Source organism: Melioribacter sp., from assembly GCF_049325435.1.
GTDB lineage: Bacteria > Bacteroidota > Ignavibacteria > Ignavibacteriales > Melioribacteraceae > Melioribacter > Melioribacter roseus.
In genome coordinates this window covers 1-25,490 of the sequence record NZ_JBMOLD010000011.1, presented here as the reverse complement: position 1 = coordinate 25,490, position 25,490 = coordinate 1, and the positions used below count along the sequence as shown (strand labels likewise).

The window sequence follows — 25,490 nt, the reverse complement described above, 5'->3', positions numbered from 1 at the left end:
TTATTCCGAAAAATGAATCATTATTCATAAATAATTAAAAAAATTATTTCATAATTCCGTGTTTGATTAAAAACTTAAAATTTTGACGAATTTTACTCAGGGGCAATTTGCTGGGAGTCATTGCCCATTGATGGAGCAGATTGCGTATGGAGCCGAATATGAAGTGCCGGAATATTTTTAGATCGATATTCTTGTTAAAAAATCCGGCTTTTATTCCTTCTTTGATTACTTTTTCGCCTTCGTCCAAGAATTTTTCGTAATAGAGCGAGTATTTATCGCCTGATATTCGATTCATACTTTCCTGCTCGTTGACAAACACAATTGCCACTGAGGGATTTTCCGTAAACATGTCGAAAATAAGGTCGATCATTGCGTCTACTTTTTCGATGGGGGAAAGAGCTTCGTTTCCTGTAATCGCGATCAATTCGCTGTAGAGTTTTTCCCAGAGCGTGTTATAAATTTTGATTAGGATATCGTCCTTATTCTTAAAATAAAGATAAACGCTCCCGGTGGCAACTCCCGCCTGATCCGCAATCTGGGAAATTTTGGCTTTGTGGAATCCATGACGCGCGAATATATCGACCGCAGCTTCGAGAATGTCTCTCTCTTTATTTCCTTCTTTTACTCTCATGGCTTATTATTAATGAATCACAATTCAAAAATAATCGACTGCCAAATTTTTGTCAAGAAAATTTGGAAAATTATTTTTTATAATTTATATTTGGTCTAAATAAAAATCAATCTATGCGGAGGTATACTTTATGCGTTTCTACTTTTCCTTACTAATGTTTTTTGCTTTCGGTTTAACGTCTGTTGCTCAAACAGACGAGTTTTTCGAATCCAAAGCCACTATTGGCGGATACGGCGAACTCCATTACAATTATTCGAAAACTGAAAATTCAAAAGCTTCCAAGACTCTGGATTTTCACAGGTTCGTGACTTTCCTCAGCTATAATTTCAATGAAAAATGGTCGTTTAAGTCGGAAGTTGAGCTGGAGCACAACTTTGTGCAAAACGGACAGGGAGAGCTTGAGCTTGAGCAAGCTTATGTGGAATACAGACACGCCGATTGGTTCGGATTCCAGGCCGGCGTCATTTTGCCTTCAGTCGGACTGATTAACGAATATCATGAACCGCCGTTATTCTTCGGTGTCGAAAGACCGGATTATCATAACAAAATTATTCCCACTACCTGGTTTGGCAATGGAATTTCTTTCTTCGGGAATTACAAGTCGTTCGACTATAAGCTGACCATAATGGAAGGGCTCGACAGCGACAAATTCAGCGAATCGAATGCCATCCGAAGCGGAAGACTAAAAGGTTATAAAGCCGATGCGGAGGATTTGTTGTATAATCTGCGCCTCGATTATGTCGGGTTTAACGGATTGAAAGTAGGCGGTTCTTACACATACAATAACGCTTCGGGCGACACTTCGCAAAATGCAATATCAATTTATGAAGTTCATGCTGATTACAGGATGAATAATCTTTACATAGTATTTGAATACGGTAATATCGACTATGAAAAATATAATTTGAGAAAATCCAACGGATTTTATCTCGACCTCGGGTACGACATTTCCGGGCTGTTGAACTGGAAAACGAAAGTAATTCCTTTTGTAAGGTATTCCGATTATAATACGGCAGCGTCGACTATTACCGGAGGCGATTCCGAAAAGGCGAATCACTATTCCTACTGGATGGTCGGCTGTTCGGTAAAACCGATCGACAAAGTGGTATTTAAAATAGATTACGGCATGCGGACTAAAGAACTCGGTTCGCAGGAAACCACTCTTTTCAATTTAGGCGTCGGATATATGTTCTGAGAAAAATTATGGTCCGATTTTTTATTATATATTTATTGTTGTTAAGCTCTGTCTGCGCCGGTATTAAGGAAGAAGCCGAAAAAACCGTCAAAAGTTTTTTCGGCTCCGGCTTTAAAGTGGAAATGATTAAATACGATATACCGGACGATATCAAAACAAGACTGGAGAATAAATACCGTCAGAAATTTTTCAGGGACAATTTGTACATATGGAAAATATACCGCGGAGATACTCTGCGAGCCGTTGCGGCGCTGGACAACGTTTACGGTAAATCGCTACCGATTACCTTTCTAGTAGTTTTCGATACGCAGGCAAAAGTAATCAATGCGGAAATAATAAAATACAGAGAATCTTACGGAGGAGCGGTAAAAGAAAAAGTTTGGTTGCAGCAATTCCGCGGGAAGGACGCTTCTTCGTCATTCGAATTCGGCAAGGAGATCAATTCCATCAGCGGCGCTACAATTTCCGCCGGGTCTGTTACCAAAGGAATAGCCAAACTAACCGAGTTGATAAATATTATTAAATCCGATTTATGACTCTAAAACTGAAAAACCTGGATAAACACCTTAAACTTTTCCTTGCCATATATTTGTTTACCCTTACGGCAGGCGTAAGTATCGGCGTATTGTTTGTGAGGCATACCACTCATATGTCGACCGAAGGAGTAATTGAAAGATTTAACGGATCACAGTCAGGCGACGACTTTGAGATAAAGGAAACTTATCCTAAACCCGTATCCGAGCTAATTATTACAACTCACAATCACATACTGGGATTGTCGTTCGTATTTTTCACCGTGGGACTTATATTTTATTTTAATTCGGTTATCGGCGGGAAATGGAAAATCTTTTTTATGGCGGAGCCTCTTATTTCGCTTCTCGTATCCTTCGGGTCAATTTGGCTGATCAGATTCTACAATCCTTCCTTTGTTTACCTTACCTTTATTTCCTCTCTCTTAATGTTTGCGTCGTTTTACGTTATGGTCTCGGTTTCTTTTTTTGAAATTTGTTTTATAAAAAAATAATGAAGGAATGAATAATTTTTATTATCTTTTGTCCGTAAAAAAGAGGTGAAAGATGGGAAATCTAGGCGCAACTGAAATTATCCTGATAGTTTTGGTGCTTGTTTTATTATTCGGAGGCAAGAAAATACCGGAACTGATGAGGGGATTGGGACAGGGAGTAAAATCTTTTAAGAAAGCCATCAACGAAGACGACGATAAACCCGAAAACGACAAATCTTAAATGCCCGCTCCGGATTGAAGCTGAACCGAATCATCATTATTTTTGCGGTAGCATTTTGTATGGTTTTTCATAATATGGGGAGGAGATATGGGAGAAGTGCATACCGCTAAAAAGTACAAATTCAAAGCCGAAGTTAAAAAACTGCTCGACATTTTAGTCCATTCATTATATACCAGCAGGGAAATATTTCTGAGGGAATTAATTTCGAATGCCTCCGATGCTCTCGATAAATTACGCTTCGAGACTACCAGAGGCTCCGAAGTAGTCAATCCGGAATTACCCCTTGAAATCAGAATTACAATCAATAAAGAAGATAAATCGATTACGGTTTCCGATACCGGAATCGGTATGAATTACGATGAAATTACAAAAAATCTCGGTACGATTGCAAAATCCGGAACGGAAGAGTTTTTAAAGATGGTCGCCGATTCGAAAGACGCTGCAAATATCATCGGTCGTTTCGGAATCGGATTCTATTCCGTTTTTATGGTGGCAAAGGAAGTTATAGTCGCATCGCGTTCATACCGAAAGGAAGATCAGCCTGTCGAATGGCGCTCCGACGGCTTGGGACAGTATGAAGTATCGGTATTGGAAAAAGAATTGCCGAGAGGCACTTCAATCAAAGTATTATTAAAAGAAGACGCCGAAGAGTTTCTCGAAAAGTGGCGACTCGAATCGATTATAAAAAAGCATTCGAATTTTATTTCATTTCCTATTTTCGTTGAAAACGAAAAGATCAATACTGTATCTGCAATCTGGAAAGAACCCAAAAGTTCGATTACAAAAGAGCAGTACGAAGAATTCTATAAATTTCTCACGCACGACACCGAGCCGCCTGCGGACATAATTCATAAGTCGATTGACGCTCCGATACAATTTAACTCTCTGCTCTTTATCCCTAAGAAAAGCGACGAATTTTTCTGGATCGACAGGGACAATTACGGATTAGACCTCTACGTAAGAAAAGTCCTCATTCAACACAAGAACAAAGACCTTCTGCCGGAGTATCTCGGTTTTGTTAAAGGCGTTGTCGATTCTGAAGACCTGCCCCTCAATATTTCGAGGGAGACACTTCAGGAAAATGTAATTTTCAACAAGATAGCCTCGAGCGTTACTTCAACTGTACTTTCGTATCTTGCCGATAAAGCTAAAAACGACAGGCAAGGATATGAAAATTTCTGGAAGGAGCACGGTAAAATATTTAAACTCGGTTATGTCGACTTCGGCAACAGGGAAAAATATATCGAATTGCTCCGTTTCAATTCGTCTTTCTGCAAAGACGAAACCGAAGTGATTTCTCTAGAAGAATATGCCGGCAGAATGAAAGAAAATCAAAAGGAAATTTATTACGCAAGCGGGCCCAACCGCGAAGCGATTCTGAGTAATCCGCATATCGAAATCTTTAAGAATAAAGGCATCGAAGTCCTTTGCCTCTTTGATCCAGTCGACGAACTGGTAATAAATTCCGTCGGCAAGTATAAAGATTTTCCCCTTAAGTCGATTGAAAACGCAGACGCAAAAGCGCTGGAAAATATCAAAAGCGATGAAAAAGAATCGGAAGAAAAGAAAGAAGAATTAAGCAAAGACGACAAAAAACATTTCAGCAGTCTGCTTGCAAAAATGAAAAAAATACTGGGAGATAAAGTTGAAGACGTAGTCGAATCCCAAAGACTTGTGGAAAGTCCCGCCTGTCTTGTATCGACAAACGACGGTTTAACTTCCACAATGGAAAAAATCCTAAGAATGACGAATAAGGAAATTCAACCGAGCAAGAAACGTTTTGAGATTAATCCGAACAATAAATTAATCCGCAACTTGCTGGAAGTCTTCAAGAAAGATTCGAACGACGAGGTAATCAAAGAAGTTACTGAACAGCTTTATTATATTTCACTGCTCAACGACGGCGAGTTGACCGATCCCCATTATTTTACTAAGCTGGCGAACAAATACCTGGAAGAATCGAGTTCCTGGTATATCGATTACTCGAATAAAGGAAAGAATGAATAAGAAAAAAATAGTTATTACCGGAGGAGCCGGTTTTATAGGGAGCCATATAGCCGAAGCCTGGCTCGAAAAAGGCGCCGAAGTTCATATTATTGACAATCTTAGAACCGGCTTCCTTTCCAATATTGAAAAACTCGACGGGATTATTTTCCATAATGGCAGCATAACAGACAAAGAATTGGTGTTCGAAGCGACAAAAGGCGCCGATTATCTGCACCATCTGGCCGCTGTTATATCCGTGCCCGAATCGATCGAAAATCCAGAGGAATGTATCGATATAAATGTGGGCGGATTGATAAATATTCTCGAAGCGGCTAAGGTAAATAAAATTAAAAAGGTAGTGTTCAGCAGTTCTGCCGCTGTATACGGCGATAATCCCGAACTGCCGAAATCGATCCATTCGCCCGTATTTCCCAAATCGACATACGGCATTACAAAACTCGACGGCGAATTTTATCTTAAAATGTACCATGAACAATTCGGAGTCAACGGAATCGCTCTGCGATACTTCAATGTGTTCGGAGCCAGGCAGAATCCCGCCAGTCAATATGCCGCCGCTGTGCCCATTTTTATTACTAAAGCTCTCAAGAATGAAGATATAACCGTATTCGGCGACGGAAATCAAACGCGCGATTTTATCTATGTTAAAGATGTTGTAAAGGCAAATATCCTGGCAGCCGAATCGGAGATCGAACAGGGGATTTATAATGTGGCTACTGGAGTAAGCATTACGATAAACGACCTTGCCCGGATGATTGTCGATATAACCGGAAGCAATTCGAAGATTGTGCATCTCGAAGAACGGCCGGGCGATATTAAACACAGCGCGGCTTCGATTTCGGAAACTATAACAGAACTCGGATTTGCGCCCGATATACCTCTTAAGACGGCGCTGGAGGAAACAATCAGTTCTTACAAATCAAACGGAACTAAGGAATAATTCGAGTCTGACATTTTTTAATAAAAAAATCTTTTTGTAACTTTGCTGCAAGTGATTGGATTATATATTAGCACAGGTGGTTCCAATAAAAGGGTAATATAGGGTTTTGGAAGATTATATCCAGAATAACAAACTGACGCTATTAGGTAAGTTAACGGCAGGATTGTTGCACGAAATTCGCAACCCTCTTACTGTCATTAAATTGAATCTCGACTATCTCAATATGTTCGAAAAAGAACTTTCTTCCGAGCTGAGAGAATCGGTGGCGTCTTCGCTGGAAGCTTTCGAACGGATTAATTTTATAATCAGCGACGTGCTCGATTTCACTCGCAAATCGGGCGACCGCCAAAAAAGCGTTTCCATTAATATAATTGCAGAAAGAGCAATCGATATTATCTCTTTTACCGCTTCCAAAAGAAACATTAATATTATTAAAGAGTTCGATCCGAACATTCATGAGATTAATATTAACGAGAATAAATTGCTGCAAGTGATGCTCAATTTGATAAATAACAGTATCGAAGCTTCGAAGGATAAAAGCGATATTTATGTAAGAACGTCATACGCCGAAACTCCGGAAAACAAAAAAATTGTCTGGGAAGTCGAAGATTTCGGATGCGGCATAAAAGACGAAGACAAAGAAAAAATTTTGTCCGGATTTTATACAAGCAAGGTTCAGGGAAGCGGAGTAGGACTGACGGTTTGCAAAAGATTGCTCGAAGAAATGGGCGGTCAACTCGGCTTTGAATCCGAATACGGAAAAGGCTCAAGGTTTTTTATCACATTTGTTTTTTAACTCGGGTAATTATGGAACCGAAAATTCTAATTATTGACGACGACGATCTGGTTTCGCTGTCTCTCAAAAAAGTGCTGGTTAAACAGGGCTATGCAGTGGATGTATGCAACGACGCAGGGCAGTGGGCGGATGTTGTTAAAAATTTTCAACCCGATTTGATCCTTCTCGATATTTATCTGACTACGCATAACGGCATCGATATTCTTAAACTGATTAAAAAAGATTACACCGCATTGCCGGTTATAATGATTACCGGTTATGCCGACATTAAAATGGCCGTCACGTCGATTAAACTCGGCGCCTTCGACTTTCTGTTAAAACCGATCGATCTGGAACAACTCAATATCGTTCTCGACAAAGCGCTCGAAAATATTAAACTGAGAAGCGAGATCGACAGACTCCATACGATTCTGGAAACGGATAAATTGACCAAAGAATTTTTCGGACGAAGTCCCAAAATTCAACGTCTCCTCGATTCGGTCGAAAAACTGGCTTCGAGCAGCGATACTACGATTTTACTCGAAGGAGAAAGCGGCACCGGTAAAGAAGTTTTTGCGCGGTTTATTCATCAAAACAGCCCGAGAGCCTCGGCTCCGTTTATTACCATCAATTGCGGTTCGATCCCGAGGGAACTGGCTGAAAGCGAATTGTTCGGGCACGAAAAAGGCGCTTTTACGGGAGCTTCTCAGAAAACCAAAATGGGAAAATTCGAGCTTGCTAACAACGGCACGCTTCTGCTCGATGAAATCGGCGAACTGAGCCTCGAAATGCAGGTTAAACTTTTACGCGTTTTGCAGGAAAGAAAATTTTATCGGCTCGGCGGCGAAAAAGAAATCAGCGTAAATGTGAGAGTTCTCGCCGCGACGAACAGGAATCTAGAAGAAGAAGTTAAAAAAGGAAACTTTCGCGAAGACCTGTTCTATCGTCTTAACGTCGTAAAAATCGACATTCCGCCTTTAAGAGAGCGGCAGGAAGATATTCCGTTTATAGCATATTCATTCCTGCAGGAATTTAATCAGAAATTCAATAAATCGATTAACGGTATCGATCCCGCCGCTCTCGATTTGTTAAAGTCTTACAGGTGGAAAGGAAATATCCGCGAGCTTAGAAACGTTATGGAGAGGGTTGTCCTTCTCTGCGAAGAAGACATGCTTCGAGTTCATCATTTTGCATTTCTAATCGAAAATAAGTCGGAAGAAGATAACGATTCCGACGCCTTCGTTCTGAAAATACCTTCCAAAGGCATCACGATGGACGAAGTCGTTAAGACATTGATACAGAAAACCCTTTTGATTACAAACGGCAATCAGGTACAGGCGGCAAAAATCCTCGGACTGTCGAGGTCAAAACTCCGTTACAGAATGGAACAGCTCGGAATTGAAGTTACCAAACAAATAAATTAAAGTTTACTCCCCGATATGAGATTTTTATTCTTTTTAATTCCTTTTATTTTTGTCGCCAATCATAATTACGGGCAATATTTACATCCTTATAACGCAGATTCCTACATGGGAGGCGGATTAGGCATCAATTGGATTAACGGCGCTCCTCATTATTCATTCCGAATGTTCCCTGAATTTTCGATTTCGAAAGTAGGAATCGGACTTGATTTGAGGATCGATTTTACATCCGACGGCAGAATCCGTTCTGAAAATTTCAACGAATTTTCGGATTACCTGAGCATGATCAGGTATGTCAGGTACGGTCAGAAACACGATCCGTTATATATCCGTCTGGGCGCTCTTGATTATGCAACTTTGGGACACGGCAGCGTGCTTTATCTTTATAATAACAGTCCGTCATTGGATTCGCGAAAAACAGGGCTGGCATTCGACGCTGATTTTAACGAATACGGTTTCGAATCGGTGTATGGTAATTTCGGCAGTAGCGGATTGATCGGAGGGCGTATCTATGTCAGACCGCTTAAATTTACTTCGTTGGCAGAAATTCCGATTATCGGTTCAATTGAAGTCGGCGCAACTCTGGTCACCGATACGGATGAAAATGCAGGTATTACGTCGGGAATGTTTGTCGACTCGCTTTTTGTAGCTACCCGTAAAGAAAGCAATCCTACTGTTATGGGTTTTGATTTCGGACTTCCTGTTTTGAGATCCGATTTGGCGGACCTCGAGTTTTATGTTGACTACGCTAAGATTATAAACTTCGGCGGGGGAGCTTCTATCGGGGCTCTATTCGGGTTCAAAGGTTTTTCATTGTTAAAACTTCATGCAAGAATCGAAAGAAGATTCAACGGAAATAAATATATCCCGTCGTACTTTAATGCTATTTATGAAATTGAAAGGTTTGCATTGCAAAACGACAAAAAGACTTTTACGAGCAAGTTAAGCGCATTAAATCGGGCAAAAGCGGGGAGCGGATATTTCGGTGAATTGGCAGGCGACTGGCTCGGTATTCTAAAAATTACAGGAAGTTTCAGTAAAACCGACGGAATGAACGACGGCATTCTGCATTTACAAGCGGTATTCAACTCTGAAAATTTCCCGTATCTATTTCGCGCCGGATACGACAAAGGGGGCATCGGGAAATTATCGGATTTTTTCGGCGCCGACGAGCGTTCGCTTGTATTTGCGGAAGCAGGTTATAAACTTCAAAGGTATTTTCTTTTTTCTGTTTTTTACAGCTGGACATTCGAACCCGTAAGGAATCGCTTAAACGAAATCAAAGGCTACAAACCTCAAAGAAGAATCGAACCGAGAATCTCGTTTATTTACCCGATCGGAAACGGAAACTGATTATTCGAAATTGTCAAAAATAAATTTTTTGAATTCCTCCACGCTGTAGAATTTGAAATCGGCTTCAACGCCGGAGAACTTCTCTCTCGAAAATTTATCCCACAAGACGAGAGCGCATTTAACGCCGGCATCGCGGGCGGCTTTAACGTCATTTGCAACGTCTCCTACCATCAATACTCGTTCACCTTGAAGATTGAATCTGGAAAGGAAGAGCCTAATCCCTTCGGGATCGGGTTTGTGTTTTTCAACATCGTCGCCTGTTATAATCAAATCGAAGTAATCGATTAAACCGAGTTCTTTTAATGTGATTTCGGAGGATTTTCTTCCTTTGCCGGTGAAAATTCCTACCGGTATCGAGCGGCTTTTTAAGAAGATTAAAACTTCTTCTATGCCTGGATATGCGGGCGCTTTTTCTTTGTGGTTCTTCCGGTAATATTCGTAATAATCGTTTCTTGCCTCGCCGTATCTTTCAGCCATATACTCTTTAAGGATAACGTCTTCGGTGGGACCGAAAAGAGCGACTATTTCGTCGTTGCTCATTCTCTTGTTCAGATATTTCTCGATAACATGGTTGAATGTATCGAATATAAGCTCGTGAGTGTCGGCAAGAGTTCCGTCGATGTCGAAAATAATTCCGTCAAAATTTTTCATTCATTTTACCAGTTTGTTTAAGTTCAGATTATAGATGGCGCCGTCGGCTGTGGCGATTAATAAATTTGAGTCGGACAGTGGCAATACTCCGATAATCGGCGAGTTGCCCACTGAAAGAAGCCGTTCGATATTTTTGTCGCCGTTCCATAAATATACAATTCCGTCGACAGCCAGGAGATACCGGTTGTCTTTAATGGCAAGCGGAGGAAATGCATGGAAGCGAATTTTTTGGTCGAGTTTGATTTCTTTAATTGTATTTCCGTTGTGTACGGCAAATGCATATAAATTTTCCTCGTCAAACGAAAATATGTATTTGCCGTCGCCGCTGAGACTTATTTCTTTCCTTAATTTATACCTGTCTCTGTACCAGTTCAATTTGCCGAGCAGATAATCAATACAGAAAAGTTGACCGTTGTCGGATACGACAAATATCGACTTTGATGAAATAACTAAATCGGAAGCCGAAAGGTTGTCTCCTTTCCGGTATTTCCAGCGCCAGATGAAAAGTCCCGTTCGCGCGTCGATGCAATATAAAAAACCGTCGTCGGATGTGTAGAAAATTTTATTCTCGCGGAGAATAAGGTTGTCGTTGATAGCTTCTTTCGATATGTCATTAACCCAATATTCCTGCAAAGTTTCGAGATCGTAACAGTAAACTTTTCCTTCGTTTGTGCCGAAGACCAGGGCTTTTTTGGAATTAGTGACTTTGGGAATCATTAATTCTTTGTCGCCAGAATATTCAATCGGCAAGAGGGAAGTAGTGACGTATTCATTGAATCCGATCGACTGGATTTGCTCGCCCGTCAAACTGATTGATTGCAAGTCGCCTTGAAAAGTAACCGCATTTAAAGTCCGGTCTGCTATTGTAATAGAGCCGTAAACATCGCCGTTTAAATCATAATCCCATAAAATTTCGCCGGTAGTATCTCTGCATGTCAGAATGCCCGCTGCGTCTGCAGCAAAAATTTTGTTGTTGAAAAAAAACGGACGACTGTATAAATCGTTCTCCAAACGCGTTTTAAATACAATGGCTGAATCCGGCAAATTATCTGTGTCGATTTCTATCTCTTCTTTTGATACTTCAATTCTTTTGTCTATAACTTCTAACAATTTACCAGAACGTATTATTATCGAGTCGGCTGTAATACGGATTTCGGGAATTTCCCATTTATTTGATTTATTCGGTTTGAAATTTTCAAGATTGAGAGCCGGATAGCCGTATAAATTTGTCAACTCGGTTTGTGGAGAGTTTCCGCAGACGATAAGTTTTAGATTTTTGGAAGCGATTAGCTTCATCGCCTCTTTCCAGTTGTCAGCCGTATTGTTAATCGGTTCGGGAAGGAAAAGATAAATTTCGTCCGATAATGAAATTGTGTCGAGAGTTTCATTTAGCCAGTTAAAAATTTCGCCTGAAAAATGCCGATAGTTTTTGTAAGGTATGATGGGCGAAACGCCCAGCAAGAAAAAATCGGCGGCTTTCAAATCGAACCTGTCGTTGAATATTTCGGGCATTTCCAAAAGCGCATTTAACTTTGAAAGATTATCTGCCGAAGGAAGTATAAGCGTTTCTTTGTTAACCTTGTTTAAAAACGTTTTAATTTTATCTGCCGATTGATCTTCGCCGGTTAAATCTCCGAGCAAAATGACTATGTCGGCGTCGCTTTCATAGTTTATGTAATACGTTAAGGAATCGAGTCCGGAAGAAAGTTCTGGAGAAGAAATAACCGCGACGTTTAAACTTTGCGCAGACAGCGCGTATGCGGAAAAAAGAATTAGTATCGGAAATAATCGTTTCATATAAAAAGTCCTTATTGTACGACTACAAATTTAATAAAAAATCGATTGGCAAGGCGATTCCGGGAAAATGCTCAAATTGTAAATAGAGTCACTTATTCATATATTTCGCACCGGATTATTATTATATAGGCATGCAAAACATACGTAATTTCTGTATTATCGCACATATAGACCACGGCAAATCGACCATAGCCGACGGATTGCTCGAATTCACGCAAACAATTTCGGTGAGGGAAGCAAAAGAACAACTGCTCGACAGTCTCGACCTGGAGCGCGAAAGGGGAATTACCATTAAATCCCACGCCATTCAAATGAATTATAAAGCCGACGACGGCAATAATTACATTCTCAATTTAATAGATACTCCGGGACACGTCGATTTTTCTTACGAAGTATCCCGTTCGCTGGCCGCATGCGAAGGAGCCTTATTGGTTGTAGACGCGGCACAGGGCGTCGAAGCGCAAACAATATCGAATTTATACATGGCAATCGACGCGGGTTTGGAAATAATTCCGGTAATAAATAAGATCGATCTACCCAGCGCAATGGTCGAGCAGGTAAAAAAGCAAATTATCGATTTGATCGGCTGTAAAGAAGAAGAAATAATATTAGCTAGCGCAAAAACGCGTGTGGGTATAAAAGATATACTCGAAGCGATTGTTGCAAGAGTCCCCGCTCCTCAGGGCGATTCGGACGCTCCTCTGCAAGCTCTCATTTTCGATTCGATATTCGATTCTTACCGCGGAGCGATCGCATACATAAGAGTTGTAAACGGGGTTATAAACGAAAAAGACGAAATAAAATTTTTTGCAAGCGGGAAAAAATATCTTGCAGAGGAAATCGGAATTCTCCGGTTAAACCGAATAAGAACCGGAAAATTGGAAGCCGGTAATGTAGGGTATCTTATTGCCAATGTTAAAGAATTGCAGGATACCAAAGTTGGCGATACTGTTACACATGCGCGCAACGGAGCTGAAAAACCGCTGCCCGGCTATAAAGAAATAAAACCGATGGTCTACAGCGGGCTTTATCCGACCAATTCCGACGATTACGAGGATTTGAGAGACGCGCTCGAAAAATATAAACTGAACGATTCTTCATTGACCTTTACGCCCGAAACTTCCGCAGCCCTCGGATTCGGTTTCCGTTGCGGTTTCCTCGGTATGCTCCATATGGAAATTGTACAGGAAAGGCTCGAAAGAGAATTCGGACAGTCGATTGTCACGACTTTGCCTAATGTCGAATACTGGGTGTTCAAAAAAAACGGCGAAAAAATAATTGTCGATAATCCTGCTGATATGCCGCCGCAGGGTGAAATCGAGCGGGTGGAAGAGCCGTTTGTTAAAGCGCAAATCGTTACTCCAAGCGAATATATCGGGAACTTAATGCAGCTTGCAATTGAAAAAAGAGGTGTATATATAAATACTACTTATATTGACCCGACAAGGGCGGATATGGCCTTCGAATTCCCCCTGGCGGAAATTATCTTTGATTTTTATGATAAATTGAAATCGATTTCGCGCGGATATGCCTCGTTCGACTATGAATTTATCGGCTACAGAGAATCCGATTTGGTGAAGCTCGACATACTCCTAAACGGAGAAAAAGTAGACGCTCTTTCGGTAATCGTGCACGAAAAGAAAGCTTATACATGGGGACAAAAAGTCTGTTCCAAACTGAAAGAACTGATTCCCCGTCACATGTTCGAAATTGCCGTCCAGGCTGCTATTGGCAATAAGGTAATTTCAAGGACGAATATTAAAGCGCTCAGAAAAAATGTATTGGCTAAATGCTACGGCGGAGATATAACCAGAAAACGAAAGCTGCTCGAAAAACAAAAAGAAGGTAAAAAGAGAATGAAACAAGTCGGAAATGTGGAAATTCCACAGGAAGCTTTCCTGGCCGTTTTGCAAATAGAAGACTAATATTATTGGAACAATATGGAAAATAAAAACAAAAAATCAGACATCCCCGTTAAAACTACTTTTCAAAAAATTTACGATCAATTCAAGAATCTATTATATGCCGCAATTGCCGCTCTGTTAATCAAAACATTTTTTATCGAGACTTCGAGAGTGCCTACCGGCTCGATGGAAAAGACCATTCTCATCGGCGATTTCCTGTTTGTAAATAAGTTTATATACGGAGCCACTTCTCCGCGCACAATCCCGTTTACGAATATAGTATTGCCGTATTTTCAATTGCCGGCTATTACGGATCCGGAAAGGTACGATATAGTGGTATTCGAATATCCCGGCGACAGAGATGATTTGCGTCCTACAGTTATAAGTAATTACGTGAAAAGATGTATCGGTTTGCCGGGCGATACTATAGAGATTATCGATAAAGTCGTTTTTATCAACGGAGAAGAAGCCTGGATACCGCCTCACATTCAATACGTAAATCCTTATGTAACACCGAAGGGGGTGGCCAATCCGAGAATATTTCCCAAAGGAGCTAATTTCAATGAAGACAATTACGGACCCGTGGTAGTGCCCAAAAAAGGGGATGTAATTAAGTTATCGACAGAGAATATTGAACAGTGGCGCACAATAATCGACAGGGAATTCGGAAGAAGGGTTGTTACGATTGAAGGCGATAAGATTTTTATCGACGGAAAAGAAATTTCCGAATACACAATTCAAAAAGATTATTATTTTATGCTCGGAGACAATCGCGACGACAGCGCCGACAGCCGCTTCTGGGGCTTTGTGCCGCGCGACAAAGTTATCGGCGAGGCGTTTATGATTTATTGGTCTTGGGATCCCTCAATACCTTTTTCCGATTTCTTTAAATTACTGGGCTCTGTGCGCGTTAACAGAATTGCCAAATTAGTCCACTGATGTATAATGAGATTAATTCTTTTATCTTTAATATTACTCTTACTAAACGACGGTATATCAGCCCAGTCGAAATATTTCGTCTTTCTTAAAGATAAGGGAAATACTGCCAGCCTCAGCAAAATTAGCGCGGAAAAAATTCGATCGTTATTGACTCCTCAAACAATCGAAAGACGAAAAAGAATTTTCGGCGAGAATAATTATCTTCGCTTCGAGGACATGCCGCTGGATTCCGGTTATGTGGACAGACTCAAGAGCTTGGGAGTTGAAATTGTTCATCAATTAAAGTGGTTTAATGCAGTTTCGTGCTACATCGACGAAGATAAACTGGAAGAGATAAAAGCTTTGGATTTCGTCGACTCGATACGAAAAGTAAAAATTTACAAATTCCGCTATCCTGGTGAAAACAATCCGTTAAGCGGCAATGCCGTAGCCAAGACGCAGTTTAATGAAGATTACGGTTATTCCTTAAAGCAGAATCTCCTTTCTCATATACCATATCTCCACGATCTCGGAATAACCGGTAAAGGCGTTTTAATCGGACTCTTGGACACGGGATTTCGTTATAAAGATAATCCCGCGTTAAAATTTGTAAATGTAATCGGTGAAAAGGATTTTATACAAAATGACGAAATAACGGAAAACGAGCCGTCAAAAGGCGACGCTTCGAATCAGGACAGACACGGCACTGCGGTATTATCCATTATAGCGGGTTATGCCCCGGGAAATTTAATTGGTCCGGCATACGAAGCCTCTTATTTACTGGCAAAAACCGAGTATGTTCCATCCGAAACTCATCTGGAGGAAGACAATTACGCAGCCGGAGTAGAATGGCTCGAAGCAAACGGAGCGTTTATTATTAGCAGTTCTCTCGGATACAATATTTTCGACAAACCAGAATCTTCCTATCTTTTTGAAGATATGAACGGCAAGACAACCATAGTAGCCCGCGCCTTGAATAAAGCTTTTGAATTCGGAGTGGCTACTTTCACTTCCGCGGGCAATGAAGGTGCGACAAGCTGGGGAGCCGAATTCGGAGATAATTTATACGGAAAAATAGTAAGCCCGGCGGACGCTTTTAATGTTATTGCTGTAGGAGCGGTCGACGACAGCAACAGAGTTGTCGATTTTAGCAGCAGGGGACCGACTTCGGACGGGCGCGTGAAACCGGAACTGGTTGCTATGGGTTCAGGTGTAAGTTACGCTACTTCAAACGGTTATTTTACCGGAAACGGGACTTCTTTTTCGACGCCTATAACAGCGGGTATTGCCGCTTTGCTGAAATCATTTTATCCGCATCTGACTAACGCTCAAATTCGGTACATTATGCTCGAGTCGGGAGATAATGCTTCTTCTCCGAATAACGAAAGAGGGTGGGGATTAATTTCCGCTTTGAGAGCTGTAAATTTTCCTAACCTTAACCGTATAAGCAATTCATATATCCTCAATAAAACTTTTTTCGATACGCTCGATTATGAGATTTCAAATCCCGAAATACATTATTCTACGGACAATATGAATTTTTCCGTTTATAAATTAACCAAAAACGAAAAGAATGTTTATCAGTTTCAGTTGCCGTTTTTATCCGACGGAGAAGTTCTTTCGTTTTATTACACATATGAAGCAAACGGACAACAAATACGCGTTCCTTCGTCAGCTTATTATAAAATTCAATACGGTAAGTTGAACGTGGGTTATAATCTGAACGTTGAAGAAAGAACGCTGCCGGATGAATTCACGTTGCTTCAAAATTATCCCAATCCTTTTAACGCTGAAACGAATATTGAATTCGCTCTACCGGAAGCCGCAAATATTGATTTGTCTATTTACAATTTATTGGGGCAAAGAATATATACGCTCTATAGCGGCGAACTTTATGAAGGATGGCATAAATTCAAATGGTACGGAACGAGTAACAATAACCTGCATGTATCAAGCGGGTTATATTTCTGCAGACTGCTGGTAGACGGCAAACAAAAAGTCATTAAAATCGTATTGATGAGGTAATTATGCCGGATATAGTAAATAAGATACAATTGGATTATCTAAAGACTTTACGTACCGGCGGCGACCCGCTTATAAATGAAATGGAAGAATTTGCCGCGAAGAACAAAATTCCGATACTCGATTGGAATGCGGCAGAGTTGTTGGAGCGCTTAATATTAATTTCGCGTCCGAAGAGAGTGCTTGAAATCGGTATGGCTATCGGATATTCAACCATACGGATGGCAAAGGTTATCAGGAAAAAAGGGATAATTGATACGATTGAAAAGAGTAAAGACAACATTGCGCTTGCCGGCGAATTTATCGAACGCTCCGGCTTGTCGGATAAAATACAAATTATAGAAGGCGACGCTTTGTCAGTAATGCCATCCCTGCAAAAAAAATATAATTTGATCTTCCTGGACGCCGACAAAGAAGACTACGAAAAGCTTTTTTACTACTCGTTAATGCTCCTCAAAAAAGGGGGAATTATATTTATCGATAATTTGTTGTGGCACGGATATACTGCGGCTACCAGGGTGCCGGCGTCTTATAAAAAGTCAACGCATATAATAAGGGAATTCAATCGACTTTTTCTGGATCATCCTGCCTTAAAAGCTACGATTTTACCGGTAGGAGACGGAATTGGTTTGGGGGTGAAAATAAAATGAGAGATCCGAAATTGGAAGCCGAAAAAATTTGTAATTATATTGAAGATTTGTCAAAAGGAAAGCTTCATTTTAAAGAGGATATCTACAGATTGACGGAGCTGTCGATACAAACCGGCAAAATGGAACAACTCGAGGAACTATCGTTTCATGCCAAGTTTTCAAAGGGAATTATTAATATTATCCAAAAAAAAGACGAACGTCTTGAAAACGAATATTTACAAAAGATTGAGCAAGAATATCTCGATACGGTAATAAAAATCAGGGAATTACTGACGAATATCCTTACGGAGTCTACGGATTTTCTTCGTTCTATTTTCGAAGAGAAATATTTACGGCTCACTCATGAATCGATGAATAATCTGAAATTTCTTTGTGAGGATTTGAGTTTCCTAAAACTTTATTTTAACGATATGAAATACGGTAAGTGAAGAGGGTTGCAGTTTAACCGCAACCCTTCTCTAATAGTTATTGGGTATTTGCGTTATTCTTGCTGAGGGTCTCGGCATATTTTTCGGCTACTTCCTGAACCGATTTACTGGATATCAAATTATAAATTCTGTTTCTCAGTTCCTCCCATTCGTCGTGCAGCGGACATGGATTTTCTTCTGAACATTCTTTTAACCCGGTAACGCATTTTAGATTAATTACCGGTCCTTCGACTCTTTCCACAATTTCCAATATAGAGCTTTTCTTTGCCAATTCGGTAATTCTAAAGCCGCCGCCTCTTCCTTTATAAGAATCGACATACCCGTATTTTGCCATTCTCTGGAGTATTTTTGCCAGATAATGAGACGGAATATCTTCGCTTTTAGCAATCTCCGACGACATTACTAATCTGTCCTTAGGCTGCCGCGCCAAAAATAAGATTGCTCTTATTGCATATTCTCCCGTTTTCGTGTAAATCATACTGAGGTCCTCTCTAAGATTATTAAAAAGAGATTAATATCTTAATTAAAATTAGTTATTTAGTCTGTATTTGTCAATATTTTCGGACATGATATATAAAATTTATTTGAAAATTTTTTCAGTCTTTTCCGATAAGTCTACCGGTCGGATTCCGCTATTTTGCGGAGGGAAATGCGATTCGAGGTCGGTTTTGAGCAATTCGTAATTTGAAGCGGGAACGGCAAATATGATTTCGGGTACGGTGGTGTATAAATTATCTTCAATTTGCGCCTCGTATTTCGACAAGAAATGGTGTACCGAACTTGAATGCTTATAATCATATTTTAACGAAGTACGTAAGTAAAGAGTTAATTCTTTAATTTCAGAATTCTTGAGCATTTCGAAAGCGGCGTGATAATATGCTTTCCCCAGCGGACCGACTCCCAATTTTACGCCTCCGAAATACCGGGTTACAATTACGATTATATTTGTTAAATCAAAGTGATTAATCGCATTATATATCCTTATGCCGGCCGTGCCGTTTGGTTCTCCGTCGTCGGAATACCTGAAATTTCCGTCGGCTGTTTTGAAAGCATAGCAATTGTGCGTTGCGTCAAAATATTTTTTTCGGGTCTGTTCCAATATTTCTTCGGCCGATTCGATTGTTGCTATAGGAAAACCCTGACTGATGAAGAGGGAACCTTTTTCCCGGAATTTATATTGACAGTCTCTGAGCAACGTTTTTATTGCATTCATAAGGGGCTACCGGAAAAATAAATTGATTTTAGTCAGTTTATTATATAAAATAACAGATTGAACTCGAACAAATTTATTGAAATGGAAGAATATAATAAAATTATCATAAAAGGCGCGCGGGAACATAATCTGAAAAATATTGATCTGGAAATACCCCGGGATACTCTTACCGTTATTACGGGGTTGTCAGGCTCGGGTAAATCCACGCTTGCTTTCGATACAATTTATGCCGAAGGACAACGGCGCTACATTGAATCGTTGTCGACATATGCGCGTCAATTTTTGACGCTTCTCGAAAAACCCGACGTAGACCTGATAGAAGGATTGAGCCCTTCGATATCGATTGAGCAAAAGACTACGGCGAGCAATCCCCGCTCAACCGTAGGCACCATAACCGAGATTTATGATTATCTCAGATTACTCTATGCCAGGGTTGGAAAAGTATATTGTTATAATTGCGGCAGACCGGTTGAGAAACAGTCATCCGATCAGATTATTGATATTATACTAAATGAATTCGATGAAAAGAAAATTCAGATTTTGGCTCCGGTTGTTCATGGCAGGAAGGGGCATTACAGGGAATTGTTTAACGAAATTCTCAGAGACGGTTTTTTGCGGGTTCGTGTCGACGGAACCGTACACGAATTAATCGATAATTTCAAAGTCGACAGATACAAAACACACGATATCGAGATCGTTATCGATCGATTGAAAGTAAACCAGTCCTCCAAGTACCGTATTCGCCAGTCGATCGAAGTCGCATTGAATTACGGCAACGGAAGCGTAATTATTAACGACGGAGAAAACGATCATTGGTATAGCAGGGATTTTGCCTGCGCTCACTGCGGAATCGGATTTCAGGAGCTGGCGCCAAATTCGTTTTCTTTTAATTCGCCTTACGGCTCATGCCCCGAATGCGACGGTTTGGGCGAGAAAAAAGAGCTCGATATTAATTTAATAATTCCCGATTGGAATAAAACTATTAATCAGGAAGGGATAGCGCCGTTGGGCAAACCGCGATCGATCTGGTTTTTTAAGCAGCTCGAAAGCGTGGCTAAACTATACGGATTCGACTTCGATACGCCGTTGAAAGAATTGAACAAAACACAACTTGACATTCTGTTGTACGGCACAAATGAAAAAATTCCATTTACATATTCATACGCAGGAGACAAAGAAGTAACGTACATGCATAAATTCGGCGGAGTAATGAATTATATTAAACATTACTATGACAACACTTCGTCGAATAAAATTCGTCAGTGGGCGGAAGCTTATATGAGTACACTTACTTGTTCTGCCTGCAACGGGGGAAGATTAAAGAAAGAAGCGTTGTCCGTTAAAGTCGGCAATTTGAATATAGCAGAGGTTACGAATCTCTCAATCGATAAAGCTCTCGAATTTTTCGATAATCTGGAGCTAACCGAAAGGGAAGAATTAATTGCCAGACAGATTCTCAGAGAAATAAAATCGCGATTACAATTTTTGTTGAATGTAGGCTTGAGTTATTTAACCCTCGGGCGTTCCGCCAGAACTCTTTCGGGCGGCGAATCTCAAAGAATACGGCTTGCCACTCAAATCGGCTCTCAACTCTCCGGCGTTCTTTACGTGCTCGACGAACCGAGCATCGGGTTACACCAGTCGGATAATGTAAAACTTATCGAATCCTTAAAAAATCTGCGCGACCTCGGCAATACTGTAATTGTAGTTGAACACGACAAACAAACAATCGAAAACTCCGATTTCATTGTCGACCTCGGTCCAAGAGCCGGAGAACACGGCGGGGAAATATGCGTTCAGGGAAAAACGCAAGAATTAATTCTAGCTGAAAACGGATTCAATTCTCTTACTCTAGACTATATAAAAAATAAAAAAAAGATTGAAGTGCCTGAAAAGAGAAGGAAAGGAAGCGGAAAATTTTTGGAATTAACAGGCGCGTCGGGAAATAATTTAAAGAATGTTAATCTTAAAATACCGCTTGGCACATTAACCCTCGTAACCGGTGTAAGCGGTTCGGGCAAATCGACGTTAATTAACGAAACTCTGGTTCGTGTTCTTTATAAACATATTTATAATTCCAAAGTAGTCCCATTGCCTTATAAGGAAATTAAAGGTCTTGAGTATATCGATAAAATAATCGAAATTGACCAGACGCCTATCGGGAGAACTCCGCGATCTAATCCTGCCACCTATACAGGCATATTTACTCATATCAGGGATTTATTTGCTCAACTGCCCGAATCGAAAGTACGCGGTTATAAAGCCGGTCGTTTCAGCTTCAATGTAAAAGGCGGCAGATGCGAAGAATGCGGCGGCGACGGAGTCAAAAAAATCGAAATGAACTTCTTGCCTGATGTTTATGTAATTTGCGAAGCTTGTAACGGAAGAAGATATAACAGGGAAACGCTTGAAATCCTTTATAAAACTAAATCGATTTCGGATATACTGGATATGACGGTTGAAGCAGCGCTTCGGTTTTTTGAAGATTTGCACGTGCTTCACAGAAAAATTAAAGCTCTTTACGACGTGGGACTGGGGTATATTCGGTTGGGGCAGCAAGCTACGACTTTATCCGGAGGAGAAGCGCAGCGCGTGAAATTAGCGACGGAATTGAGCAAAGTTGCAACGGGCAAAACGGTTTATGTACTCGATGAACCGACTACCGGACTCCATTTTGAAGACGTAAGAATTTTATTAAATGTTCTAAATCAACTTGTCGAAAAGGGAAATACTGTAATAGTCATTGAACACAATCTGGATGTAATTAAAGTTGCGGATTATATAATCGATTTGGGTCCCGGAGGGGGAGAAGCCGGCGGAAATATTATTGCCGCCGGAACGCCTGAGGAAATTGCAAATATCAAAGAAAGTATTACCGGAAAATTTCTCAATGAAGAATTAAATGACCGTTAAATTTTACTGAATAGGTCAGTCATCTCAATGGCGGACAATGCTGCGTCCCAGCCTTTATTGCCCGCTTTAACGCCTGCTCGTTCCAGCGCCTGATCCATCGAATCAGCCGTAATTATTCCGAATATTACGGGTAGTCCGCTGTTTAACGAAACATTGGCTATTCCTTTTGAAACTTCGGAAGCCACATATTCGAAATGAGGGGTTCCGCCTCTTATTACGGCGCCCAGGCAAATTATAGCGTCAAATTTTTTTGTTTGCGCCAACTTTTGCGCAGTTAACGGAATTTCGAAAGAACCGGGTACCCAGTATACCTGAATATTAGATTCATCTGCTTTGTGACGGATTAAGCAATCGAGAGCGCCGTTTAATAATTGTTTCGATACCATTTCGTTAAAACGCGAAACAACAATTGCAAATTTTTTGCCTTCCGCATTTAGTAACCCTTCGGTAGTTTTAACCATGCTTCCTCCTGATTATAAATTTTTTATAATATGTCCCAATTTTTCCGCTTTGGTTTTAAGATACTTTTTATTTACTTCATTTGCGGGTATTTCAATCGGTACGCGCTCTATTATTTCGAGGTCGTATCCTTTTAATCCGATAATTTTTTTCGGATTATTCGTGAGTAATCTTATTTTTGAAATGCCGAGGTCTTTCAAAATTTGAGCTCCCATGCCATAATCCCTGAGGTCTGCCTTGAAACCGAGTTCCTCGTTTGCTTCCACGGTATCTTTACCTTTCTCCTGAAGTGAATAAGCCAACAACTTGTTTACCAAGCCGATTCCTCTTCCTTCTTGTTTCATATAGAGCAAAACGCCTCTTCCTTCTTTTTCGATCATTTCGAGGGCTGTGGCGAGTTGGTCTCCGCAGTCGCATCTTAAAGAACCGAACACATCGCCCGTCAGGCATTCGGAATGAACTCTAACTAAAACGGGATTACCGTCGGATATGTCTCCTTTAACCAGCGCTATTGCATTCTCGTGCGGTTCTATTGTGCTTTCGTATAAATGAAGCTTGAAATTACCGTGTTTGGACGGCAGGTCGACAGTCACGATTTTTTTAATTAATTTTTCTTGTTTCCTGCGGAATTCAATTAAATCCGCAATGGAAATAACAGGCAGGTTATGCTTTTTAGCGAATTCGTTTAATCTTTCGCCTCGGCACATTGTACCGTCGCTGTCGAGAATTTCACACAAAACACCGGCAGGGAAAAGTCCTGCCAGATTGGCAAGGTCGACAGCGGCTTCGGTATGCCCGGCTCTTTTTAACACGCCTCCCGGTTTTGCTACAAGAGGGAATACGTGTCCCGGACGCACGAAATCATCTGCGCCTGCGTTTTTATCGGCAATAGCCTTTATTGTTTTTGCCCGGTCAAAAGCCGAAGTGCCTGTAGTTGTGCCGTATCGATAATCGATAGATATCGTAAAGGGAGTTTGGTGCGGGGAAGTGTTGTATTTTACCATTAAGTCGAGCCCAAGCTGATCGGCTCTTTCGGGTGTAATTGCCACGCACAAAATGCCCCTTGCCTCGCGGGTAATAAAATTTACCGCTTCAGGAGTAGCAAATTCGGCAGCCATAATAATATCGCCTTCATTTTCGCGGTCTGCATCATCAACTACAATAACCATCTCGCCTTTTTTGAATCTCTCGATCGCCTGATCGATTGTATTCAACTTATTTTCGTTGGACATCTTTTAATAACCCATCTTTTTTAATTTATCAGTCGTAAAATTTGAATCTTCTTTCGAATTAATCAATTTTTCTACATACTTGGCAATCAAGTCAACTTCGATATTAACGAGATCGCCTGGTTTTTTGAATTTTAGTGTTGTATGTTCCCACGTATATGGAATAACGGATATTACCAAGTACTCTTCATATAACCGGGCAATAGTTAAACTGACGCCGTTAACAGCTATAGAGCCTTCATCTATAAAATATTTTTTCAATTGGTAAGGATACGAAATTTCCAATAAATAATTTTCTCCTTTGGGAATTATGCCTCTAATTTTCCCCGTATAATTAACATGTCCCTGTACTAGATGTCCGCCGATTCTTTCGTTATATTTTATTGCGCGCTCTAAGTTAACAAAATTACCCGCGTTATAATTACGGAGGGTTGTTTTCAGCAACGTCTCTCCGACAGCATCAACGTTGAATAAATTATTATTTATCGACGTAACTGTTAGACATACTCCGTCTACCGCTACGGAATCTCCCAATTTTAAATCTTCGAATATATTTTTTCCGCTAATCGAAAATTGTATCCCGTTCTCGATTCTGTCGACTCTCTCTATTTTCCCTATTTCTTCTACTATACCGCTAAACATTTTTAAAACTTTCAAAATAATTTTTATTTAATTCTTTAGATTCATTATCCAGAATTCCCACAATTACTTCTATACCCGCTTGTCGCAATTCCTCAATACCTTTGCCGTTCACCTGCGGATTGGGATCTATTGACGATATTACAACTTTTTTGATTCTGTTCTTAATTATTAATGGCACGCAGGGGGGAGTCTTTTTATTTGTATGACAGCACGGTTCGAGATTGCAATAGAGGGTAGAGCCTTCAAGATTTACTCCGGCATTATTAATCGCATTAGCTTCCGCATGCGGTCCGCCAAAATATTCATGATACCCCTCGGATAATATTTTATTATCTCTTACGATGACGCATCCCACTATGGGGTTTGGCTCGACTTTGCCTTGCCCTTTGCGCGCTAATTCAAAACATCGCAAAATATAATCACTGTCTTTTCTTGTATCCATAAAATTAAAAAATTTCGTATCACAAAAATAACTTTATTTCAGGAGTAAAAAAATTAATAGTACTACTATTTCTACGGATGTGTGTAACGACATAATAGAATTAAAGGGTGCATATTAGAAGTAAAATTTAAGATTAATTTTTAGTGATTGATAATAGTGTATAAGATACCGGATTGAAAAATAATCATCTTTTCATGGCTTCGGATTTGTTTTCGTAAGATTCATAATAAATTAACTCAAAGGGTCTACGGTGGCGGGTGGACTTGACTGATCCATTCTGATGTTCCCTGAAACGACGTGAAATGTCGGATGTCAATCCGACATATCTCTTGTTGTCTTTCAGGCTCCTTAAGACGTAAACGTAAAACATGGGAGTGCAAAAAAATGCAGAGGCGGCGGTCGGATTCGAACCGACGAATAAAGGTTTTGCAGACCTTCGCCTTAGACCACTTGGCTACGCCGCCAATAATAAAAAAACTTTTTTTTGAAGAACGATTAATCAGCGGTCGGATTCGCCCGCCTGAGGCGGGTTGCAGACCTTCGCCTTAGACCACTTGGCTACGCCGCCAATAATAAAAAAAACTTTTTTGAAGAACGATTAATCAGCGGTCGGATTCGCCCGCCTGAGGCGGGTTGCAGACCTTCGCCTTAGACCACTT

The 25,490-nt window shown here is 40.5% G+C and carries 25 protein-coding genes and 1 tRNA gene; 15 read left to right on the top strand and 11 right to left on the bottom strand.

The annotated features are described in order from the left end of the window. Positions 1-43: 43 nt before the first annotated feature. Entirely contained in the window at positions 44-631 is a 588-nt protein-coding gene (locus ACOYVE_RS07945) for a TetR/AcrR family transcriptional regulator (RefSeq protein ID WP_014856606.1), read from the bottom strand. A 130-nt stretch (positions 632-761) separates the two neighbouring features. On the opposite strand from ACOYVE_RS07945, the gene ACOYVE_RS07940 reads away from it, so the two are divergent. The 9 genes from ACOYVE_RS07940 (at position 762) to ACOYVE_RS07900 (ending at position 9,563) form a co-directional block, all read left to right on the top strand. Then, the gene (locus tag ACOYVE_RS07940; RefSeq protein WP_422881485.1) at positions 762-1,826 is read left to right on the top strand and encodes a hypothetical protein; all 1,065 of its coding nucleotides are present in this window, start codon (positions 762-764) and stop codon (positions 1,824-1,826) included. Between the two features lie 8 nt (positions 1,827-1,834). Then, positions 1,835-2,362 (top strand): FMN-binding protein, encoded by a 528-nt coding sequence (locus ACOYVE_RS07935; RefSeq protein ID WP_422881483.1) that lies wholly within the window; start codon positions 1,835-1,837, stop codon positions 2,360-2,362. Beyond that, positions 2,359-2,850: a hypothetical protein gene (locus tag ACOYVE_RS07930; protein ID WP_422881482.1), complete on the top strand. Its 492-nt coding sequence runs from the start codon at positions 2,359-2,361 to the stop codon at positions 2,848-2,850. The genes ACOYVE_RS07935 and ACOYVE_RS07930 overlap by 4 nt, the downstream gene beginning before the upstream one ends. Before the next feature lie 52 nt (positions 2,851-2,902). Further along, positions 2,903-3,070 (top strand): twin-arginine translocase TatA/TatE family subunit, encoded by a 168-nt coding sequence (locus ACOYVE_RS07925; protein WP_014856610.1) that lies wholly within the window; start codon positions 2,903-2,905, stop codon positions 3,068-3,070. A gap of 87 nt (positions 3,071-3,157) precedes the next feature. After that, the gene (gene htpG / locus ACOYVE_RS07920) at positions 3,158-5,077 is read left to right on the top strand and encodes a molecular chaperone HtpG (RefSeq protein ID WP_422881481.1); all 1,920 of its coding nucleotides are present in this window, start codon (positions 3,158-3,160) and stop codon (positions 5,075-5,077) included. Continuing rightward, a complete protein-coding gene (locus ACOYVE_RS07915) occupies positions 5,070-6,014 on the top strand; it encodes an NAD-dependent epimerase/dehydratase family protein (RefSeq protein ID WP_422881480.1) in 945 nt (314 codons plus the stop codon). The genes htpG and ACOYVE_RS07915 overlap by 8 nt, the downstream gene beginning before the upstream one ends. 106 nt (positions 6,015-6,120) lie before the next feature. Further along, complete coding sequence (locus ACOYVE_RS07910) at positions 6,121-6,810, top strand: sensor histidine kinase (protein ID WP_422881478.1); 690 nt, start codon at positions 6,121-6,123, stop codon at positions 6,808-6,810. Positions 6,811-6,821: 11 nt separating this feature from the next. After that, on the top strand, positions 6,822-8,213 hold the full coding sequence (locus ACOYVE_RS07905) for a sigma-54-dependent transcriptional regulator (protein ID WP_014856614.1): 1,392 nt from the start codon (positions 6,822-6,824) through the stop codon (positions 8,211-8,213). A 105-nt stretch (positions 8,214-8,318) separates the two neighbouring features. Further along, the gene (locus ACOYVE_RS07900) at positions 8,319-9,563 is read left to right on the top strand and encodes a hypothetical protein (protein ID WP_422881476.1); all 1,245 of its coding nucleotides are present in this window, start codon (positions 8,319-8,321) and stop codon (positions 9,561-9,563) included. On the opposite strand, the gene ACOYVE_RS07895 is transcribed toward ACOYVE_RS07900, so the two are convergent. Both ACOYVE_RS07895 and ACOYVE_RS07890 read right to left on the bottom strand, forming a co-directional pair. Further along, positions 9,564-10,214: an HAD family hydrolase gene (locus ACOYVE_RS07895; protein WP_014856616.1), complete on the bottom strand. Its 651-nt coding sequence runs from the start codon at positions 10,212-10,214 to the stop codon at positions 9,564-9,566. Beyond that, complete coding sequence (locus tag ACOYVE_RS07890; RefSeq protein ID WP_422881474.1) at positions 10,215-12,011, bottom strand: PQQ-binding-like beta-propeller repeat protein; 1,797 nt, start codon at positions 12,009-12,011, stop codon at positions 10,215-10,217. It lies immediately after the preceding gene. 131 nt (positions 12,012-12,142) lie between these two features. Here ACOYVE_RS07890 and lepA point away from each other — a divergent pair, with 131 nt between their 5' ends. Genes lepA through ACOYVE_RS07865 form a run of 5 tightly spaced genes read left to right on the top strand, consistent with a single transcriptional unit; the run spans position 12,143 to position 17,933 of the window. Beyond that, on the top strand, positions 12,143-13,936 hold the full coding sequence (lepA, locus tag ACOYVE_RS07885; RefSeq protein WP_422881473.1) for a translation elongation factor 4: 1,794 nt from the start codon (positions 12,143-12,145) through the stop codon (positions 13,934-13,936). A gap of 15 nt (positions 13,937-13,951) precedes the next feature. Then, positions 13,952-14,854, top strand: coding sequence for a signal peptidase I (gene lepB / locus ACOYVE_RS07880; protein ID WP_422881471.1), 903 nt, complete (start codon positions 13,952-13,954; stop codon positions 14,852-14,854). A 6-nt stretch (positions 14,855-14,860) separates the two neighbouring features. After that, entirely contained in the window at positions 14,861-16,858 is a 1,998-nt protein-coding gene (locus tag ACOYVE_RS07875) for a S8 family serine peptidase (protein WP_014856620.1), read from the top strand. A 2-nt stretch (positions 16,859-16,860) separates the two neighbouring features. Beyond that, positions 16,861-17,505 carry an O-methyltransferase gene (locus ACOYVE_RS07870; RefSeq protein WP_014856621.1) on the top strand — a complete coding sequence of 215 codons (645 nt, stop codon included), beginning with the start codon at positions 16,861-16,863 and terminating at the stop codon, positions 17,503-17,505. Next, a complete protein-coding gene (locus tag ACOYVE_RS07865; RefSeq protein ID WP_014856622.1) occupies positions 17,502-17,933 on the top strand; it encodes a hypothetical protein in 432 nt (143 codons plus the stop codon). Before ACOYVE_RS07870 ends, ACOYVE_RS07865 begins: the two co-directional genes overlap by 4 nt. Positions 17,934-17,970: 37 nt before the next feature. Here the strand turns inward: ACOYVE_RS07865 and ACOYVE_RS07860 are convergent, their stop codons facing one another. Both ACOYVE_RS07860 and ACOYVE_RS07855 read right to left on the bottom strand, forming a co-directional pair. Beyond that, positions 17,971-18,411, bottom strand: a complete 441-nt coding sequence (locus tag ACOYVE_RS07860; RefSeq protein WP_014856623.1) for an RrF2 family transcriptional regulator — start codon at positions 18,409-18,411, stop codon at positions 17,971-17,973. A gap of 102 nt (positions 18,412-18,513) precedes the next feature. Next, positions 18,514-19,146 (bottom strand): IMPACT family protein, encoded by a 633-nt coding sequence (locus tag ACOYVE_RS07855; protein WP_014856624.1) that lies wholly within the window; start codon positions 19,144-19,146, stop codon positions 18,514-18,516. An 81-nt stretch (positions 19,147-19,227) separates the two neighbouring features. On the opposite strand from ACOYVE_RS07855, the gene uvrA reads away from it, so the two are divergent. After that, on the top strand, positions 19,228-22,059 hold the full coding sequence (gene uvrA, locus ACOYVE_RS07850) for an excinuclease ABC subunit UvrA (protein ID WP_422881500.1): 2,832 nt from the start codon (positions 19,228-19,230) through the stop codon (positions 22,057-22,059). Here the strand turns inward: uvrA and ribE are convergent. The 6 genes from ribE to ACOYVE_RS07820 form a co-directional block, all read right to left on the bottom strand. Then, on the bottom strand, positions 22,056-22,520 hold the full coding sequence (gene ribE, locus ACOYVE_RS07845) for a 6,7-dimethyl-8-ribityllumazine synthase (RefSeq protein ID WP_014856626.1): 465 nt from the start codon (positions 22,518-22,520) through the stop codon (positions 22,056-22,058). The genes uvrA and ribE overlap by 4 nt on opposite strands. Before the next feature lie 12 nt (positions 22,521-22,532). Further along, entirely contained in the window at positions 22,533-23,750 is a 1,218-nt protein-coding gene (locus ACOYVE_RS07840; RefSeq protein ID WP_014856627.1) for a bifunctional 3,4-dihydroxy-2-butanone-4-phosphate synthase/GTP cyclohydrolase II, read from the bottom strand. Positions 23,751-23,753: 3 nt separating this feature from the next. After that, positions 23,754-24,389, bottom strand: a complete 636-nt coding sequence (locus ACOYVE_RS07835; protein WP_014856628.1) for a riboflavin synthase — start codon at positions 24,387-24,389, stop codon at positions 23,754-23,756. Further along, complete coding sequence (ribD, locus tag ACOYVE_RS07830; protein WP_014856629.1) at positions 24,382-24,831, bottom strand: bifunctional diaminohydroxyphosphoribosylaminopyrimidine deaminase/5-amino-6-(5-phosphoribosylamino)uracil reductase RibD; 450 nt, start codon at positions 24,829-24,831, stop codon at positions 24,382-24,384. Before ribD ends, ACOYVE_RS07835 begins: the two co-directional genes overlap by 8 nt. A gap of 184 nt (positions 24,832-25,015) precedes the next feature. Then, positions 25,016-25,201, bottom strand: a complete 186-nt coding sequence (locus ACOYVE_RS07825; protein WP_422881466.1) for a GIY-YIG nuclease family protein — start codon at positions 25,199-25,201, stop codon at positions 25,016-25,018. 20 nt (positions 25,202-25,221) lie between these two features. After that, a tRNA-Cys gene (locus ACOYVE_RS07820) sits at positions 25,222-25,295 on the bottom strand. Positions 25,296-25,490 lie beyond the last annotated feature (195 nt).